The organism is Bacteroidales bacterium (genome assembly GCA_023229505.1).
GTDB lineage: Bacteria > Bacteroidota > Bacteroidia > Bacteroidales > JAGOPY01 > JAGOPY01.
In genome coordinates this window covers 1-19,810 of sequence record JALNZD010000003.1, presented here as the reverse complement: position 1 = coordinate 19,810, position 19,810 = coordinate 1, and the positions used below count along the sequence as shown (strand labels likewise).

The following is a 19,810-nucleotide window of genomic DNA, read 5'->3' as shown; positions in this document are numbered from 1 at the left end:
GTGTTCCGTAGTTCTGTATTTTAGCCTGCTTTTCAGTACTTAATTGTTTGACTAGCTCTGCATTGTATGAAACCGAACCAGTAGGCAATGGATCCAGCTGTATTTTGAATATCTGATAAGCCACGATAGCATAAGAACGCGATATCGCAGCAAACGACCCGTCTTTGACTGCCGGCCCATCATGGAACCATGCCCATAACCGAGAGCATCGGGATCGTTGGGATCGTCATTACTTCGGATCGGCTGCGACCATCTTCGGGGGACTTGCGAAGTCCGGAACGGGCCCCGCGCCGATAACGTCGCCGTATGGCGTCCGACCGTCGATTGATCCTATATAGAAACCAGAGGAAGAAGCATAGGAGAAGTTGAAGGTAAGGGAACAGGAATAACTGTCCTCTCAAGTGTTGTGAAAACCTTGGAATCTATTAGATAGCTGACTTGCTGTATATTACCACCTCTCTTGCAACTATTGTTAAGAGTTAATAAATCCCAATAATATTAATGGGTAAATCCAAAATCTGATTTTCTTTTTCATTTTTAGTTATTTTATTGAGGGCAAGTTTAAGTTTCATTTAATATTCTTGTGCCGGGAGGTTACGGAAGTATTTTAAACACTGTATAAACAGAATTCTTTTACCGGCAATAAGCAATTCTCTTCCCAGGATTCCTATTCTAATATTTTAAGGAGTTCATGAAAAATAACTTGTGGGTAGGGATATTCCCCATTGAAAAAAATGGCGATAGTGATATCCTTTTCCGGATTTCTGGCTAAAAAACTATGATAACCCATCCCATCGCCTGAATGGCCAATATAATTGTCCTTGTATCGCATCAAACCCAAACCATATTCAGTATTCTCAAGAACATCCTCAAAAATAGGATGAAAATCTTCCATCTGAGCCTGCATCGCAGGTGAAATCAATGTGCCTGATGTCAGGTTGAGAACCCATTTTTTCAAATCATCCATATTGGAAACTATCGCTCCGGCTGTAAAAGCCACCGACATATTAAAATTTTCGGTACATTCGAAATAATCCAGATTACTATTGAACATATAACCTGAGGCATAAGGCTTGTTGGCAGGCATCCACCGGGAATTGGCAAAAATAGTATTTTGCAGTCCGAGCGGTTGAGTAATCCTTGTTTGAAGTGCCTTTTCAAAGCTTTGTTCGGTTAATTGCTCTACCAGAATCCCGGCAATGATAAAATTGGAGTTGCAGTACTCTATGCGTTCACCTGGGCTGAATGTTGTCGTATGTCGTTTGATCGCCTCCAGCAACTCAATCGGCGAAAAATAATGATCCGGATCGCTTATGAAAATATTACCGATGACCGAGTCATTGTTTACTTCAAACAGACCGCTCTGCATGGCAAGTAATTGACGGATCGTGATCACTGCTCCGTTGGGAATGCCAGTGAGGTATTTGTCGATTTTATCATCCAGCGAAATGAACCCCTCTTCCGCAAGTTGTAATAAAAGAATAGACGTAAAGGTTTTTGTAGTGCTGGCAATCCGAAACAAATCATCCACCTGCATGGGGCGTTGGCTGGCCAGATTGGCATATCCCTTCGATTTCAGATACGTGTAATCCTGCCGTGGAGCCCAGATACCAACGATTAACCCTGGCAGTGGGGCTGCTTTCCCGTTATAGGTCAGCTTAGTCACAAGTGAATCGGTGAGTTGGTCAATACGGGTGGTGTATTTGCCAACAACTACGGGATCATCTTTTTTGCAGCTTTCCATAAAAAACAAGACGCAAAAAAAGGCGATAATAGGGGTGAAAAAGAATGCCCGGGAAAAATGTGTCGCTTTCATAATTATATACTGTTAATCAAATGACATAATCGTCATTTCTTCCATCATTGAGTCGGTTATAACAATAGGAGGATTGATTTCTCCGGAACCATATACACCAATTTTCGTGTAATTTTTCAATACAAAGGGCAACCCATTGGTGAGAAAAAATTCGGGCGTATCACAGATTTGGAAATGCAGGTGTGGCCCAGTGGAATTGCCGGAATTACCTGATAATGCAATAGGATCGCCTTCTTTTACAACATCACCTTCTTGCACCAAAAATGAATTTGGTACGCAATGTGCATAAATGGCATAGCGACTATAACCAATGTCAAGCATTAAATAATTACCTGCGAGTTCATCAGCAGTTATCATTTTAACATCACACGCATTCCCTGAATTTTCAGGACGTCCGTCTTTAACTGTCACTATTGTCCCGTCAGCAACTGCAAAAAGCGTGTCCTTGTAATTGAAATAGGATTCATTAACCGTAGGATCTCCACTATAATTCTCTCCCTGTTCATCTATTATTAAGTTATCAAATGCATAGCGTTCGCCTGAACCTATTTTGCCATTCATAAAAAAAAGTGAATTAAAATGATATCCCAGGGTGGATTGATTAATAAACAGCCAGTTACTTCCTTTTACCGGCGACTTTATTGAAACAGGCAATTCGCTTTTGCGGGGAGAAAAAACCCCTCCCTCAACAATTACCTCTTTATTCTGAATCGTATCCCGGAAGACAAAACTGTGTGCAAAAGACTCAGGAACTGCTTGTCCTAATGGAATTGGAACCTGAATTGACAAATAATAGTGAAAAATTTTATCATTTGTAAAATATGGATTTGTTTGCAGGGGGTCTTTATAAATCCTGGGTATTTCGGCTTTGTCAATCTTCATCAATTCGGCTTTTGAGTCATTGTCCAATACAATGATTTGCTGCAATGCCAGGCCATTTTTTTCATATTCCCAGATTTTTAGTGTGTAACCTATTCTTTGGTATTGATCCGTTCGAAAAGGAACGTCATTTATGATCACTGTGATTTTATCTGAGAGGGGGTCATTGTCCTGCTTGTCTTTAGTACATGCTGCAATCAGGATACTAAAAAGTATCAGCGTGTTTAACAGAATTTTCATATTCATAATTTTTACATTTAAAGGTACATTATTTTATAATGATTGCTATGTAGAGGTTTTCGCCAATCTTGGGAGAATACGCCATAATTATGGATTATTACCATTTTTGCTGCCAGCTACCCGAAAGCACAACGGTGGGTACATAGTCGTAAATGAATTTCTTTCCACCTTCAAATTCTGCTGAAGGAATAGGGTTATTGTTCTCTTTCGTGCAACCATTGTTAAGAATTACAAATCCTATCACTATGAAAAGGTAAATCCAAATTCTGATTTTTGTTTTCATGTTAATTAGATAATTATTATAAATTAATTTTATCTGGTGATGGCATTTCGGACTGCCTCATTGTCATTTTTAAGTCCCTTTACAAAAGATGTTAATATCTTCTTTATGAGTGCTATTGAATCGGCGTTTGTTTCAGTGCTGGCTGCTGTAACCATTTGTTTGCTGTAATTCCCAACATTGCCCCTGTTTTTACTTCTTCTCGAATGCATAGATGATCTTCCAGTCGTTCTTTATGTCTACAACTGTCCAACCTTTAGCCAAGGCTTGGTCAAGACCTTTGTCGAAGGGGTCGATGGACTTGCGGTCATAAGCCCACTCACGCTTGGCATCGGTATGGTGTACATAAAGACAAAAACGAGCTCCGCTGCCGGCGGCAGTCCATTGCATCATTGGCAGGTCGTTATCGGAATTGCCAAACGAGGCAATCGGGCGGCGGCCAATGTGGGACTGGATGCCGATGGGTTTGCCGTTTCCGGCGGTGAGAAGGTTCAAATCCGGCATGCCCACGAGCACCGGAATGCCGCTACGAAGTTCAAAATTCGTCTTTAAGCTGCTTCCGATGACTTGTTCGGGCGGAATGCCATAGGCTTTTTCCGACCACGGACGCATGAAATCGCTGCTGCCGCCGGAGACAATGTAGGTTTTGAATCCATTCGCGCGCAGGTAGGCAAGCAGTTCAAGCATGGGCTGGAAAACCATCTCTGTATATAGCCGCTTGGTCTTAGGATGCCTCGCAATGGCGATCCAGTCCGTCACGAGTTTTTCAAATTCATCCGTGGTTATTCCTGACTGCGTCGCTATGAGCATTGCCAGGAGTGCTTTATCACCGCCGGCCAGGGCGGACTTCATGTCGCCTTTAAGCATAGAAGCAAAAGGTTCCTTGCTTTTCCACTCCGGATGCCGCGGCGCGAGGGCTTTAATGCGGTCAGCGATAAAGTAGCATTGGAAAGCCAGCGGCTGCTCGGGCCACAGCGTGCCGTCATTGTCGAAGGTGGCGATACGCTCGGCAGGTGGCACAAAGTTCGGCGAGCCTTCCTTAGTCACTTTTTCAACGAAGTTGACGATGGCCTTCTTCTGTGGGGTGTCGTTCCAGGATGGCAGGGGATCGGCGGCAAAGGCTATTGGATAGCTAACTTGGTTTGTATTGCTATCATTTCTCTTGCAGCTACTGTTAAGGATAAATACAAATCCCATTAATATTAATGGGTAAATCCAGTTTTTCTTTTGCATATAACTAAATTTTCTGGGTTATCTTAAATCCGCAACGGGATATTTTTAGAAATAATTATTTGTTTATCGATTCCCCATAGTTCTGAATCTTCGCCTGCATTTCCGGAGTCAATTGTTTGACAAGCTCTGCATTGTACGAACCAGAAGGCACATAAGGCGTCTGATAGTTGAAAATCTGATAAGATGCTACAGCATATGAACGAGATAACGCGGGCAAAAACCCGGGTTTGGCTATCGGATCAACGTCGGTAGCAAAGATTGAAATAGTATTGTCGCTGTTGCGAGCGATATCGAAAGTGCGGAACTGTTGAGGAAAATCCTTTAATGATGGGGTTTCAACCACCCAGAAACCGAGTTCAGGATGGATTGGATCAGGTGATGGTTGTGGAGTAACTGCATTAATATGACGATGTCCTGAGATCCACAGGATGAGATTAGAATATGTATGAAGTTTGGTAATCAGAGCATCTTCGGTCATAGGAGCGGAAGTGTTCCACAAGCCAGGTCCAATTCCTATTGGTATGTGTGCTGCGACGATCATGAGCTTACCATCAATCTGACCCTTATCAAGTTCACTTACAAGCCAATTAAAACGAGCCCAATCAAGAGAGCTATGCGCATAGTCAGTAGTATTGGGATCATCGTTCTGCTGGGTATCGTCGAGCACGATGACCTTAATAGGTAGGTCCATCTTTGGTTCAAAAGTATAGCAGGCGAATCCCGAGTTTACGTTGGTTTGACTGAATCCATGCCCAATCGGATTTGAAGTAGTATTAAAAAATTCGCTCATCCACTCATCTCTCATTAGTGAGCGGCGGTTCGGATCGGCTGCAAGCACTTGCGGAGGAGTTGGGAAATTTGCGGTATCACCCGCGCCTATAATGTCACCGTAAAGTGTCCGTCCATCAATTGATCCCATGTAAAAACCTCTGCCATTTAAGCTGCCGGTCGGTGGATTGTCTAGATTGATGATATCCATCCCGGTATAACTCTGTCGAATGTAATCGTTCGCAGGGTATGCACCCATAAAGAAATGATCGTGGTTGCCGATAGCCTGATACCAGGGAATCGACTTATCAAGTCCTTCCGCCTGATATTCGTCCTGATAATCATTATCAGGTCCGGGGATAGGATCATCTTTAATACCGGAATCGGGGTTTATATTCTTGCCATCAAGAACATCGATAAACCATCTTAGTTCATTGTATTGGGTGTTGTTGCAATCATCGCCCTGAGAGATGCCAAAATCAAACAGATTTTGTTTGTGAAGGACGTTTATCGTCTTCACTGCTGCGTTGAGAACCTGAGTTGTCAATAGCATAGTTGCTGAATAACATGAAATATTCCCGTTATGGTAGCCAGCAAAAATGCTCTGAGTAGGCGTTTCTTTATCACAGAGATGGATGTCGGACATGGTAAAGAACCTCAAAAGTTTTGCAGCTTTTGTAACCGATGTGCCGGAATATGCAGTTGGCATAATATCCAGGCTATCGCCCTTCTTGCAGCCATTGTTAAACATGACTGCAAATCCCATTGCTATTAATGGGTAAATCCAGGTTCTGTTTTTCTTTTTCACAATTACTCGATTTTAAAGGTTAATACTCATTTATTTGTTGTTTCTGCCTTTTTCTTCCAATGAACGCTGACATTTGTGCAAACCCATTGGTGTTATTTCTTCCATGATCTCGCCGAGATGATAAAGCGCCGTGCGCAGATCCACTTTTGTCAAAGTGTTAAAATTAATAAAAAGAAGGCAATGCAGGATTATTTGAGTAGCCCGCCATGATATGATACCCGGAACCGAAGCCATCGTAAGCTAACCTCTGAGATCGAGAGCCTGATCAAATGACATATCAGATTATTTAAAACAAACAGTTGATTAAGTCATGGACTCTTATTATTTTTGTCCTACATAAATCCCTTTAAATTAATTATTATGAAAAAAGTAATTACAGTTTTGATTTTGGCAGTCGTTATCGTTGCCTGCACCCAATCCGCCCAAAAAGAGCCAGCTAATACCGTTACAACTAAAAAAGCCATTGCCAGTGTAGACGGGAAACAGCTGGAACAAAAGTTATGGGCGGACTTCAAGACAGTCAATATTGAAGCAATTGCCGAAAAAATGTCCAATAGCTTTCAGTCTGTGCACCAGGATGGTGCCCGAAACAAAGAACAGGAACTGGCGCTACTTAAAAACCTCAATCTGGGTGAATACCAACTAACGAATTTTGAAGTAAGCCAGCATGAAAATATTGTGGTAGTAACTTATATGGCTACCGTAACCGAAACCATCGATGGTAAGGTATTGACAAAAGAACCATGTCCGAGAATGAGTGTTTGGATTAATACAAATGATGACTGGAAATGGATCAGCCATGCCAACCTCAACCCGTTAAAATAATATGATGTCCATTGGTTGGTTTTGATTAATCCAATCAATATTCTCTTTCTATAGTTTTTCCATAAAAGTCACGGCTCCTGTTTCAATATCATAAAACGCTCCGACAATAGCTACTTTTTTATCACTAACCAACTCCCGAATAATACTACTTCTATTCAAGATATCATTAATCGTAATTATTACGCTATTTTTTGCTGTCTCGTCTATAATATTAGGGTTGTTTGGGTCAGACTTAATAGCAGGTTTTATTTGATCTACTAATTGAGTTAAATTACCAAGTTTAATATTTTGAACCGCTCCAGTTACTGCACCGCAATGACTGTGCCCCATAACAACAATAAGTTTGGAGCCTGAATGTTCAACTGCATATTCCATGCTGCCAAGGATGTTTTCATCTTCAATATTGCCAGCAATGCGGATGACAAAAATATTTCCAATTCCCTGGTCAAAAATAATTTCAGGCGGCACCCTGGAATCCATACAAGATAGAATTACAGAATGTGGCTTTTGACCTTTTTTTGTTTTTTCTATCTGTTCTTTGTAGTTGGTATTTGTCAACTTACTTTCAACAAATCGTTTGTTTCCATTTATTAATTCCCTAATTGCATCATCTGATGTTTGGATTAAAACTTGCTCACTTGTACTAACTGTAACATTCTTTTCTGATTTGTTGGATTCCTTGTTCTGCTGAACACATGAAAAGGTCAAGCATAGAACAGTAATCACAAAAACTAATGCATATAGTTTTTTCATTCTCACCCAATTTTTTATCATACTCATTTATCTTTTCTAATCCTTTCTGGCATTAAAATTATCAGTTTTAATCCAAATATCCTATTGGCTTCAATATTTTTCTTACTTAAGCCTTTAATGGCGTTGGTGGTCTGCAAGTGATGGTATTTTGTTGCGAAAAATCCCCCTGCGCCTCAAAAAATCGGGTGATTATTATTAAAATGGAGGACATTATAGACAAACACTGTCGTTTCTGCCAGTAGATGTTTTTTGAATACCTTTGCGTTTTTTAAGGACATAAGTGAAAAAACTATTACTTTTATAATTTACTTATTTAACTAGTTATTAGTGAAGATTCTCCTTGTTGCGCCTTGCTTTGAAGAAGAGCAACGTCCAAATACTATGGACATTCCACAACTTACGCTTGCTCTTATTGCAGGCATGACCCCTCTTCAGCACGAGGTTGAAATCTGTGAGGAGGTGTATGGCAGCAAAATTAATTATGAAGGTGATTACGATCTTATAGGGATTACCTTGATGACCCAGACCTGCATCAGGGGATATCAGATTGCCAATGAGTTCAGAGAAAGAGATAAAATCGTCGTTTTTGGTGGTATTCATGCAACCAGCCTTCCCGAAGAAGCTATTCAATATGGCGATGCGGTAGTCATAGGAGAAGCAGAAGAAGGGTTGTGGGAAGAAGTGCTGGCAGATGCAGAAAAGCATAAGCTGAGGAAATTCTACAAGCTTGATAAGCCACCTGATCTTCAAAAACATGTCTTTCCACGCCGCGATCTCATTAAGTGCTCATCGGGAAAACTATCCGTGGCCCCGATTGAAACCACCCGAGGTTGCCCTTATAATTGTGATTTTTGTTCGGTTTCAAGATTTTTTGGCACAAGACAGCGGCACAAAACGATAAGGAATATCATTCAGGAGGCTGAGTCCTGCCCGGAGCATTACCTGTTCTTCCTGGACGATAATATTACCTTCGACAAGGTATTTGCGAAGAAGTTATTTACGGAAATGATCCATCTGAAAAAAGGCTGGGTCGGCCAGGCTTCGATAAATGTTGCTAAAGATGAAGAACTGATGAAGCTGGCGCAAAAGTCCGGGTGCAAAGCACTGCTTATCGGGTTTGAATCGATGGGAGAAAGTGGCATAAACCAATACAGGAAAACATTAAAAACCATTGAGGATAACGTTCTTGCTGTCAAAAAGCTGCAGCATAACGGAATTTTAACCATGGCTTCCCTTATTTTTGGCCTTGACTCCGATACGGATGAAGTGTTTGACCTGGGCCATGAGTTCCTTGTAAAATCCAGGGCGGCATTTTTTCAGGCTTGTGTGATGACGCCATATCCCGGTACAGAAGTCTTTAAAAAATTGAAAAGTGAAGGAAGGATTCTTACCGATAACTGGAGCAAATTTGACGCCACGAAGGTGATTGTTTCCCCGGTGAACATGACGCCTGAATTATTGCTCGACCGGTTCAATTATATTAAGCATGACATTTACGGCAAGATGTCCGTTCTCAAACGTGCATGGCCGAATGTGACGATTGGTCTTGAGCAAACCCTGTTTTATTTTGCCCTCAACAAAGGATACCATAAAAAGAACAATCCGAATATCTTTTCTCAGGTTCACCGGAATTCCGAAGGACAGGAGGTTGATTTTGACGTAAGTAAATACGTGGAGCCATTTCAGCCGCATTAAAAACTTTCCCTCTGTATCAAATTAATAATAAATACTGCTAAGGCGGTAATTTCTCAAATAACTCCATTTATTATAAGGTAATTAAGGAACTTTTTATGAATATTACTGATATAGTGGTAAAATAATAAAAATATCTTGACTTATTAAAGTAATTGCCTTATATTTGCCGCTAAAACGGGAAAATATGTTGACTCCGAAAACGTTATCAGGAATAATCAGGAAGCATCGCAAGGTGGCAGGCCTCAGTCAGCTTCAGTTAGCTGAAATGGCAGGGGTTGGCAAGACAGTTGTTTTTAACCTTGAAAAAGGAAAGGAAACTGTACAACTTGATACATTGCGAAAAATCCTCAGGGTCTTAAATATAAAAGTTCAACTACAAAGTCAGTTAATGCATAAATTTCTGAATAGCGATGAGAACAGCTAAAGTCTTTATTTGCGGTGAAGAGGCAGGCCACTTGACTGAAATGATATTTGGAACAGAATACCGCTTTGAATACAACGAGGGATATACAGGATTGCCGGTGTCACTTACTATGCCTGTCAGTCAGAAAATATACTCTTTCGACCATTTTCCACCGTTTTTTGATGGCCTTTTGCCTGAAGGTTATCAATTGGAGGGACTTTTAAAGCAGGGAAAAGTTGACCGGAATGATCTTTTTTCGCAATTGATGCTGGTTGGAAACGACATGGTCGGAGCCGTCACTGTTAAAGAAATAGCCGGATGAACCGATGTTCCATCACTTATGAGCCTTGCGAAAAATCCCTTTACAGTGAAAAAGGATTGAAATTATTGTCACAAAACCTGGTCAGTCTTGAATTGCTTGCCTATACAGCTGAGGAACAAAGAGCAGAGGCGATGGCAAGGGCTGTAAAATTATCGATTCAAGGCGTGCAGCCCAAGCTTAGTGCGGTATTAAATATCAGGGAGGGCAAATTTGATTTGGCTGACAACGGTGGAAAATACATACTTAAGCCACAACATCATCTCTTTCCACAGTTCCCGGAAAATGAAGATGTAACCATGCGAATGGCACAATCAGCCGGTATTGCGGTACCTTTACATGGATTGATCTGGTCAAAAGACAAGTCGCTTACTTATTTTATAAAACGATTCGACAGGGCAGGGCACAAAGATAAAATTCCTGTGGAGGATCTTGCGCAACTTGCCTCACTGACAAGGGATACGAAGTACAATTCTTCCATGGAGAAACTGGTATTGCTCCTGGATATGTACTGTACCTTTCCATTGATCGAAATGGCAAAACTTTTCCGGTTGGTTCTGTTTAACTTCCTGGTCGGTAACGAAGACATGCATTTGAAAAATTATTCCGTCATCAGGATGGGAGATAAAACAGAACTGTCACCTGCATATGACCTCCTGAATACCACAATAGTATTAAAGGGTGGCACTGAAGAAATTGCACTCAGCCTTGCCGGGAAAAAAAGGAATCTCACCCGGAAGGACCTGGTCGATTATTTTGGAAAAGAACGATGCGGACTTACCGGCAAAGTCATTGAAAGTAGTTTGCAGGCATTGAGCCATGCCAAAGAGAAATGGTATTCGCTGCTGGATGCTTGTTTTCTTACGAAGGAGTTTAAAGAAAAGTACAAAGTTTTGTTAGATAAACGGATTAAGTTACTGGAGCTATAGGATGGCCTTGTGGCTTGTGAGACACAAGTCTCATTTACTTTCCGATGCAGAACTTCCCGAAAATATTCCCCAGGATTTCATCAGTGGTTATTTCTCCCGTGATCTCGCCGAGGTGATAAAGCGCCGTGCGCAAGTCCACCGTTACCAGGTCGCTGGAAAGACCGCCCGAAAGGCCTTCCAATACTGCTTCAACCGATTTCAGCGCGCTATTCAAAGCTTCGTAATGCCGGACATTTGAGACGACAGCATTATCCTTGACCTCCATTTCACTAACCACTTCCACCAGTCGTTCCAGGATCATGTTTATATTTTCCTTCCTCTTCGCCGATATGAAAATACATTCCATCTCCAGGAATTCCTTTAAGCCTATCGGCGTCTCCTCCAGCAAATCAGCTTTATTGCCTACCAGGATGAACTTCTTTCGGTTCGCAGTTCCCAGTTCCCAGTTCGCAGGAAATTCGCCTTCCCCTCTTTCCCTCTTCCCCGCTTCCAAGCCCCCATGCCCCCATGCCCCCATGCTCTCCAGTTCTTCCCTGATATCTGTGCAAGCAGTCTGGCACACATCAAACACGTAAAGGACAATCTTCGCCTGGCTGATCTTCTCATAGGTTCGTTCAATCCCCTGCGATTCGATCTGATCGACGGAATGGCGCAGTCCGGCTGTGTCGATAAATCGAAAGCCATAGTTGTGGATGACGATGGTATCCTCGATGGTGTCGCGCGTAGTGCCGGGAATTTCGGAAACGATGGCCCGCTCTTCATTCAGGATGGCATTGAGAAGCGTGGATTTGCCAACGTTCGGTTTGCCGATAATGGCCACAGGTATCCCGCTTTTTAAAACATTTCCATAAGAGAACGATGAAACCAGGCGGGTAATTTCTTCCTTTATCTCGTTCAGGAGTTTCACCAGTGCTTTACGGTCGGCGAATTCCACTTCTTCCTGGCTGAAATCCAGCTCAAGTTCTATCAGGGAAGCGAAGTCTAGCAGTCGGGCCCGCAGCTCGCTGATCTTTTTTGAAAAACCGCCGCGCATTTGTTGCAAAGCCAGGTCATGCGCCGAGCGGGATGAGGCAGCGATCAGGTCGGCTACTGCTTCAGCCTGGGAAAGGTCGAATTTGCCGCTCAGAAATGCACGCAGCGTGAACTCCCCGGGTTTTGCATGACGGGAACCTTTGCTGATCAGCAGCTCAACGATCTTTTGCTGTATGTATGATGACCCATGGCAGGAAATCTCTACGGCATTTTCGCCGGTGTAGGAATGAGGCTCCCGGAATACGCTGACCAGCACTTCATCAAGCAATTCCTGATCTTTCACGATCGTTCCGAAATGAATCGTATGCGTGGCTGCTTCGGTGATTTTAGTGTCTTTCTTTTTTGGTGAGAAAATATCTTCACAAATCCTGAGCGCATCCGGCCCGGACAGCCGGATAATGGCAATAGCGCCCTGCCCCGGCGGGGTTGCGATAGCACAAATGGTTTCCTGGCGGACGGGATAAATCATAGTGATCTTCTTCAACAAACAAAATTAGGCAATTCTTCAAGGAATGCTATATTTTCCTAATTTTGCATCAACCCCCACCCCCAGACAGGGAGGGGGCAAACAAGTCCCCAACTTAACCCTTAAACCTCAAAACTTTAAACTAGCTCATGAGCGTTTTGGTCAACAAGCATTCCCGCGTCCTGGTGCAAGGCTTCACCGGCAAAGAAGGCACTTTTCATGCCAGCCAGATGATTGAATATGGCACGAATATAATAGGAGGGGTGACCCCCGGCAAGGGCGGCACTTTCCACCTCGAAAAACCGGTGTTTGACACGGTGAGCGAGGCGGCCGAAAAAGAAGGGGCCAACGTATCGGTAATTTTCGTGCCGCCATCCTTTGCTGCTGACGCCATCATGGAAGCGGCTGATGCAGGCATTAAAGTTATCGTTTGCATCACCGAAGGAATCCCGGTGAAAGACATGATCATGGTCAAGGATTATCTCCAATGCCGAAATTCCAGGCTGGTCGGGCCAAATTGTCCCGGCATCATCACACCTGGTGAAGCCAAGGTGGGTATCATGCCCGGTTTCATCCATACACCCGGGCCCATCGGGATTGTCTCCCGTTCAGGGACATTAACCTACGAGGCTGTTGACCAGCTTACCAAAATCGGCTTAGGACAATCTACTGCCATTGGTATCGGCGGTGACCCCATCATCGGGACCACTATCTTGGATGCCGTCAGATTATTTACCAAGGATCCGGCCACCGAGGGCATTGTCATGATCGGCGAGATCGGCGGTACGATGGAAGCTGAAGCGGCATACTGGCTCAAAGAAAACGGCACCAAACCTGTCGTGGCTTTTATCGCAGGCGCAACAGCCCCCAAAGGCCGCACTATGGGCCACGCCGGTGCCATCATCGGAGGAAAGGAAGATACAGCCCAGGCCAAGAAAGTAATTTTACGCGAATGTGGCATCCACGTGGTAGACTCACCAGCAGACATTGGCAGAAAGATGAAAGAAGTTTTAAGGTTTAAGTTCGGGAATTCATTAAAAGAGTCCCCAACTTAAAACTTAACCCTTAACCCTCAACACTAATATTTCGTGACCCATGCTTCCTTAAATTCATTCCCCATCATTTTTCTGGCATTTAGAGCTTCCTGCTGGGTTGCATGATCGGAGAGGGAAACGCGGTAGGTGTCGTTATTAACTATGACTTTCGCCTGGTAAAAGCCGTCATTCTTGTATTTAGCAACCATTTTTAAAGCGTCCTGAGGAGTTTTAAAGCTTCCAAAGATAATGCAGTACCTGCCTGTGGGGCTTGAAACCACATCTTTCGGTGACTCTTTCACAGGTAATGCCAGGTTATCAGAGCCCGGTGCGCTGGCGCAAAGTGTAGGTTCCGGTTCGGTATCGACAACTTCCCCCACCCAAACGCAGGCATATCCTTTATAGAGGCCGACACCCAAGGCTTTCCAGTTAAAATAGCTCCATTTCTTCTGGTTCAGCAATACTTCCCTTGCCTGGTCAATTGATAACCAAAAATTAAAGACCGTATCGGGGTGAAGCTGCTCACTGTCCCAATAACTAAGTTCATGACCTTCTCCGGTGTATTTGGTGAGTTCTGCCGGCTTGTTAACAATACAGGAAGGATTTGGGGTATACCTGGAATGGCAGCATGCCGTCCATTGTCCTTTGTCCGACCAACTGTTCAGGCTGCAGAATGAAGTATCTGGACGGTTGACAAAAAGGTCCCGGGCATGGATTTTAGCCACATAGCAAAGGGATTTAGAGACCGGAATGATATCAAGGCCTTTCTTTGACCGGTAATCGTTGATCATGGAATACAGGCGGTATTCTTCTTTCGTCAGGCAGATATCAGGTACCTGGCCTATGGTACTGCCTCCTGAAAACAGCACCATGATAAATATTAAAAGTGAGTTCCTGAACATGGATGGGATGATTTTCCTACAAATTTGAGAAAAATATTGCTTTGATCCGCATTAATTATATTATGAGTTTGTTTATGGTGGACAGAGTTGATGATTTTTCAAGTTCATGCCGGAGTACATTAACCATCTCTTTCTAATAATAGTATAGATGACACGGTGGTCAATTTAAATCGGCGCAGTAAGTCAATTTGGCCGGCGTATGCAGTTTACCCTGCCCGTTCGTCTGGAGAGCATCCACCTAAATATAGTTTGGCTAACATTTCAGTCGGTTTTTATTTTACTTTCTTTTATTTGTCTTCTGTATTTATTTACTATAACTTTATAGTCAGGAATTTATCATAAGTTCGATTGACAAATGATGTTCAAAAAAATGTCACAAGAATTTGGAATATTATGCAATTAATCTAACACATTACACCTCATTGCCTATCCAAAAACTATGGTATATTCAGAACCACAATTTCAGCGGTTATAAGGTAGATATGTTGAAGGCGGTTTTAAAAATTAAATATTTCATCCCATTTGTGGTACAAGCCTGCAAAAGAGATATAAGAACAACTGATAACGATGTCCTATTCCTTAGTTAAAAAATATTAAATTCTTTGATATGAAAAAATCTGCACTTTTCACAATGATTGCTATGATGATTTCATTGGCGGCCTTCTCGCAAACCAAAGACATTATTTGGTCTGATGATTTTGAAGGGGATTGGACTCAGAACTGGTATGTTGATAATGGTACATGGGAAGTTGGTATTCCAACAAGTGGTCCTAATTCAGCCTATGAAGGGCAAAAGTGTGCGGCAACGGTATTGGCTGGGAATTATCCTGCTGCAGCTTTGACTAAATTAATTACAAGTAATAATTTTGTGATTCCCCCCGCTGACCAATTTCCACGATTCACATTCTGGGAATGGCACAGCTTTCATCAGGATGGCAATTTCAGAGATCATGGCATTGTGAAAATTACTCTGAATGGAGGTGATGACTGGATTGAATTAAGTCCCAATTACTTTAGCAATTCCAGCACTACATGGAGCTATTCTGCTTTCGATTTATCTGATTATGCAGGGCAATCCGTCCAGTTTGCCTTTGAACTGGATGTGGCTGACACTTATCCTTATGGTGGTGATGAAGACGTCGGCTGGTACATCGACCTGGTCGAAATTAAAACCGGCCAGCCCGTTTTCAATAATCCTGAAAACTGGGAAAACGGAATTGGGGACTGGTCGGTTACCAATGGCTCCTGGGAAGTAGGTGAACCGAGCAGTGGTCCAACGGCTGCTTATGAAGGGTCAAATTGCCTGGCTACTAATCTGGCTGGTAATTATACGAATAGTACGATTACTCAGGCAGTGAGCCCTGCGTTTGATGTTCCTTCTGCAGGTCAGTTTCCCCGGTTCACATTCTGGGAATGGCACAGCTTTCATCAGGATGGCAATTTCAGAGATCATGGCTTGGTGAAAATTAAACCGGTAGCAGATACCGTTTGGATTGAATTAAGTCCCAATTACTTTAGCAATTCCAGCACTACATGGAGCTATTCTGCTTTCGATTTATCTGATTATGCAGGGCAATCCGTCCAGTTTGCCTTTGAACTGGATGTGGCTGACACTTATCCTTATGGTGGTGATGAAGACGTCGGCTGGTACATCGACCTGGTCGAAATTAAAACCGGCCAGCCCGTTTTCAATAATCCTGAAAACTGGGAAAACGGAATTGGGGACTGGTCGGTTACCAATGGCTCCTGGGAAGTAGGTGAACCGAGCAGTGGTCCAACGGCTGCTTATGAAGGGTCAAATTGCCTGGCTACTAATCTGGCTGGTAATTATACGAATAGTACGATTACTCAGGCAGTGAGCCCTGCGTTTGATGTTCCTTCTGCAGGTCAGTTTCCCCGGTTCACATTCTGGGAATGGCACAGCTTTCATCAGGATGGCAATTTCAGAGATCATGGCTTGGTGAAAATTAAACCGGTAGCAGATACCGTTTGGATTGAATTAAGTCCCAATTACTTTAGCAATTCCAGCACTACATGGAGCTATTCTGCTTTCGATTTATCTGATTATGCAGGGCAATCCGTCCAGTTTGCCTTTGAACTGGATGTGGCTGACACTTATCCTTATGGTGGTGATGAAGACGTCGGCTGGTACATCGACCTGGTCGAAATTAAAACCGGCCAGCCCGTTTTCAATAACCCTGAAAACTGGGAAACCGGGATCGGGGATTGGTCTGTTACCAATGGAACCTGGGAGGTCGGGCATCCCACAAGCGGGTCCAACTCGGCTCATTCAGGTCAAAAATGTGCTGCGACAAATTTAAAGGGCAATTACTCTAGTAATGTATTCACAAGGCTTGTCAGTCCGCCTTTTCAAGTTCCTGTCGCTGAGCAAAACCCAAGAATTCGTTTCTGGCACTGGTTTAATTTTTCATCAGGAGATTACGGGATAGTTCAAATAAAACCAACAGGAGCAACCGAATGGATAGATTTATCTTCTCAATATATCAACACAAGTGGAGATGTCTGGTCTTATCCATTACTTGGTCTTAATGATTATTGCGGGCAAAATGTTCAGGTAGCTTTTCAACTTTACACGGATGGCTCTGGGCAAAGTAGCGGATGGTACATCGATGATATCTTACTTGATTACATTGCCTATGATGATGCCGGCGTAACAGAAATTCTCTTCCCGGTAGGTATCATTCCTCTGGATACAATTATGGCACCAAAGGCCATTGTGAAAAACTTTGGATTAAACGAAGTAACAATTCCTGTTCGGTTTTCTATTGATCCAGTATACTCATGTGATAAAACTACTACCCTGGGATATGGGGAATCAGATACGATAACCTTTGAAAATTGGGATGCCGAACTGGCAGCAACTTTTGTGACGAAATGTAAAACATTTCTCCCTGAGGATGAAAAACCTTTAAATGATTCATTGACTGGAACCGTTACGGTCAGCTCCGGAATTGGCCCTGAAATTTATAGCATATCACCAAATCATGGAGGCAATACTGGTTTGGTGACTGTTGAAATTTATGGCACAAAATTTATGGAAGGGGCGACATTAAAATTTTCACGCACAGGATATTCTGACATAATTGTTGATTCTTTAAGAATTTTCTATATTGATTCAACAAGAATCTCAGCTCTTATTGACCTTAATGGAAAAGATTTGGGTTATTATAATCTAGTAGTAACTAATCCTGACAATAATTTTATAACTTTTTTTAATGGATTTATAATTGAAGAAGGCATTTCATATCTATGGTCAACCCTTATTTGTGCAAATTCTTTAAGAATTAATATCCAAAGCACATTTCATATTTCATATGGAAATAAAGGAAACATAGATGAACCATATGTTTGGATTGCCGTCGGCATTCCTTGGAATGTCTCCTGTGATATTAATGTGCCTTGGTCAATAATACATGATACAACCCAATTAGATCCTCCTTCATCAAACGACGCTCTTAAAGTTATTCTGGTAAAACTGCCAGATCTCCCAGTAGGAAATTTTGACTTTCTTGAATTTAAAATCACTCCAACTACTCTTGGTCAGATGCCAATTCATTTTCAGATTACTTCTGATCCGTCACCTTATTATGAGTCAATGTATGAACTCTTAGATACTGTTTCCTATATTTTAGGGTTTTCAATAAATGAAAAAAGTTCAATTTTATCTCCCAATTACTATTGGGATATTGATTGGTCTTTGTCACCTCCACCAGGATATATTCTGGTTTGGAATAGAAAAGAACAACCACAAAATGGATGGCAAAATCACATGGCAGTTTCGCTAGGTGCAGGGTATATTTTAGAAATCTGGGAAAGTCCAACTAATTTGAAAAAAAGACTTCTACTTCCAGAGGATATCGAAAAATCCAACGGTTATATGGGGGCACTTAAACCATCTTGGTGGGATGCACAATATGGTGAAACCGTTAAAACCAACGCAGAAAAATTTTATGCTCTTTATGGAGGAACAAATACTGTATATAGCGATGGCCTTTGTACAAGTGATTTTACTCCTGAAGGAAAATTAAAAACCAATTGCTATTTCACTCCTCATATTTTAGCACCAAAATTGAGGAATGAGGGATTAATCTATCCTGATCAAATTTATAATGAATTTGCCTGGCCTGCCAGGTGGATTTGGCCTTATAATAGGACCACTTTATCAAAAATACAGGGCTATGCTGAACAAAATGGAAGGTGTAAAAAAGGGTTTGAAACTATACAGCAAACAACAAATAATATTAATATCGTGGGATCGATTGATCCAAATTTAAAAGCGGGACCCATTGGATATGGAGAACAACATCACATTATTCCGGATATCCCAATGTATTACATGATTCATTTTGAAAACCTCGACTCCGCTACTGCCCCAGCCCAAAATATTGTTATCAGAGATACCCTGAATACAAACCTGGACTGGAATACACTGGTATTTGACACCACCAGCCATATTTCCTCATCCCAAACTTTTAATGCAGAAAAGGGAATTATCGAGTGGAAGTTTGAAGGGATAAACCTTCCCCCAAATGTCAATCCCCCTGAAGGAGAAGGATGGGTTTTATATCATGTCGATCAAAAACCAGACTTGCCATCCGGAACACAGATAACTAACCGGGCTTCAATCAAGTTTGATTTTAACGATCCCATGCTTACAGAAACGGTGCTAAATACGATTGATGCAGGCTATCCTTCCAGCTTTGTAAGCCCCTCTGCAACCTATATTGGGGATACGACTTACCAGATCACCTGGAGCGGGGAAGATGATGAAAATGGTTCCGGGATCAGGGATTACACCATTTATGTCTCCGATAATCTGGAAGCAGGTTACCAGCCTTGGGAAAGAATCACTTCGGCTACATCCGCTACCTTTAAGGGTGATATAGGCAAAACCTATTACTTCTACAGCATCGCCAGGGATGGAGTTGGGCACGAAGAATCCGCACCAATGAATTATGACCTGACTTTGACTGTCAGTTTAGGAACAGACGAAAATTCTATTTCAGATCCTGGTTATCTCCACATTTATCCCAATCCGTTCAATAATAAGACAACTATTGAATTTTATAATCCCGAACATAGCAAATACCAACTTTCAATTTTTGATATTTTCGGTAGATCTATTTATAAACTTGAAAATATTTCAGAAGATAAAATAGAGATTGTAAAAGGAAACCTGCCTGCAGGAATTTTTATTGTCAAATTAAGGGGAGATAAAGAACTTTTTGGTAAAATGGTAATACAATAAAAAATAATATTCAAATAGTTTATTCTTTATTAGTTACTGTTCAGCGGTAGCTAACAGAAAATCTACAGGGTTACCGTCAATAGCCAGTTGTATTGAATCAAGAATATTATACCCCTGTTTTCTTATTGTGGAAATATAAGAACGTGTTCTGCAAAAAAC

15 protein-coding genes are annotated in these 19,810 nt (G+C 42.1%); 7 read left to right on the top strand and 8 right to left on the bottom strand.

Annotation, left to right across the window (positions count from 1 at the left end):
• Positions 1-667 precede the first annotated feature (667 nt).
• From M0Q51_01585 to M0Q51_01565, 5 genes are all read right to left on the bottom strand, one after another.
• Complete coding sequence (locus M0Q51_01585) at positions 668-1,816, bottom strand: beta-lactamase family protein (protein ID MCK9398671.1); 1,149 nt, start codon at positions 1,814-1,816, stop codon at positions 668-670.
• 12 nt (positions 1,817-1,828) lie between these two features.
• Positions 1,829-2,935, bottom strand: a complete 1,107-nt coding sequence (locus tag M0Q51_01580; protein ID MCK9398670.1) for a M23 family metallopeptidase — start codon at positions 2,933-2,935, stop codon at positions 1,829-1,831.
• A gap of 97 nt (positions 2,936-3,032) precedes the next feature.
• Positions 3,033-3,218 (bottom strand): hypothetical protein, encoded by a 186-nt coding sequence (locus tag M0Q51_01575; protein ID MCK9398669.1) that lies wholly within the window; start codon positions 3,216-3,218, stop codon positions 3,033-3,035.
• A gap of 189 nt (positions 3,219-3,407) precedes the next feature.
• Entirely contained in the window at positions 3,408-4,448 is a 1,041-nt protein-coding gene (locus M0Q51_01570; protein MCK9398668.1) for a haloacid dehalogenase-like hydrolase, read from the bottom strand.
• A 55-nt stretch (positions 4,449-4,503) separates the two neighbouring features.
• A complete protein-coding gene (locus M0Q51_01565) occupies positions 4,504-6,024 on the bottom strand; it encodes a TIGR03768 family metallophosphoesterase (GenBank protein MCK9398667.1) in 1,521 nt (506 codons plus the stop codon).
• Positions 6,025-6,384: 360 nt separating this feature from the next.
• On the opposite strand from M0Q51_01565, the gene M0Q51_01560 reads away from it, so the two are divergent.
• Positions 6,385-6,849 (top strand): nuclear transport factor 2 family protein, encoded by a 465-nt coding sequence (locus M0Q51_01560; GenBank protein MCK9398666.1) that lies wholly within the window; start codon positions 6,385-6,387, stop codon positions 6,847-6,849.
• Positions 6,850-6,897: 48 nt separating this feature from the next.
• Here M0Q51_01560 and M0Q51_01555 read toward each other — a convergent pair whose 3' ends face one another.
• Positions 6,898-7,602, bottom strand: coding sequence for a carbonic anhydrase (locus M0Q51_01555; GenBank protein ID MCK9398665.1), 705 nt, complete (start codon positions 7,600-7,602; stop codon positions 6,898-6,900).
• A gap of 327 nt (positions 7,603-7,929) precedes the next feature.
• Here M0Q51_01555 and M0Q51_01550 point away from each other — a divergent pair, with 327 nt between their 5' ends.
• The 4 genes from M0Q51_01550 to M0Q51_01535 all read left to right on the top strand — a co-directional run bounded on the left by M0Q51_01550 (position 7,930) and on the right by M0Q51_01535 (position 10,948).
• Entirely contained in the window at positions 7,930-9,297 is a 1,368-nt protein-coding gene (locus tag M0Q51_01550) for a B12-binding domain-containing radical SAM protein (GenBank protein MCK9398664.1), read from the top strand.
• A gap of 184 nt (positions 9,298-9,481) precedes the next feature.
• A complete protein-coding gene (locus tag M0Q51_01545) occupies positions 9,482-9,721 on the top strand; it encodes a helix-turn-helix domain-containing protein (protein ID MCK9398663.1) in 240 nt (79 codons plus the stop codon).
• A complete protein-coding gene (locus M0Q51_01540; GenBank protein ID MCK9398662.1) occupies positions 9,708-10,022 on the top strand; it encodes a HipA N-terminal domain-containing protein in 315 nt (104 codons plus the stop codon). Before M0Q51_01545 ends, M0Q51_01540 begins: the two co-directional genes overlap by 14 nt.
• A complete protein-coding gene (locus tag M0Q51_01535; protein ID MCK9398661.1) occupies positions 10,019-10,948 on the top strand; it encodes a HipA domain-containing protein in 930 nt (309 codons plus the stop codon). Before M0Q51_01540 ends, M0Q51_01535 begins: the two co-directional genes overlap by 4 nt.
• Positions 10,949-10,982: 34 nt before the next feature.
• On the opposite strand, the gene mnmE is transcribed toward M0Q51_01535, so the two are convergent.
• Positions 10,983-12,449 carry a tRNA uridine-5-carboxymethylaminomethyl(34) synthesis GTPase MnmE gene (gene mnmE, locus M0Q51_01530; protein MCK9398660.1) on the bottom strand — a complete coding sequence of 489 codons (1,467 nt, stop codon included), beginning with the start codon at positions 12,447-12,449 and terminating at the stop codon, positions 10,983-10,985.
• A 146-nt stretch (positions 12,450-12,595) separates the two neighbouring features.
• Here mnmE and sucD point away from each other — a divergent pair, with 146 nt between their 5' ends.
• On the top strand, positions 12,596-13,501 hold the full coding sequence (gene sucD, locus M0Q51_01525) for a succinate--CoA ligase subunit alpha (protein MCK9398659.1): 906 nt from the start codon (positions 12,596-12,598) through the stop codon (positions 13,499-13,501).
• Between the two features lie 23 nt (positions 13,502-13,524).
• On the opposite strand, the gene M0Q51_01520 is transcribed toward sucD, so the two are convergent.
• Complete coding sequence (locus tag M0Q51_01520) at positions 13,525-14,382, bottom strand: SPOR domain-containing protein (GenBank protein MCK9398658.1); 858 nt, start codon at positions 14,380-14,382, stop codon at positions 13,525-13,527.
• 607 nt (positions 14,383-14,989) lie between these two features.
• Between M0Q51_01520 and M0Q51_01515 the strand changes: the two genes are divergently transcribed.
• Positions 14,990-19,651: a T9SS type A sorting domain-containing protein gene (locus tag M0Q51_01515; GenBank protein MCK9398657.1), complete on the top strand. Its 4,662-nt coding sequence runs from the start codon at positions 14,990-14,992 to the stop codon at positions 19,649-19,651.
• Positions 19,652-19,810: the final 159 nt, after the last annotated feature.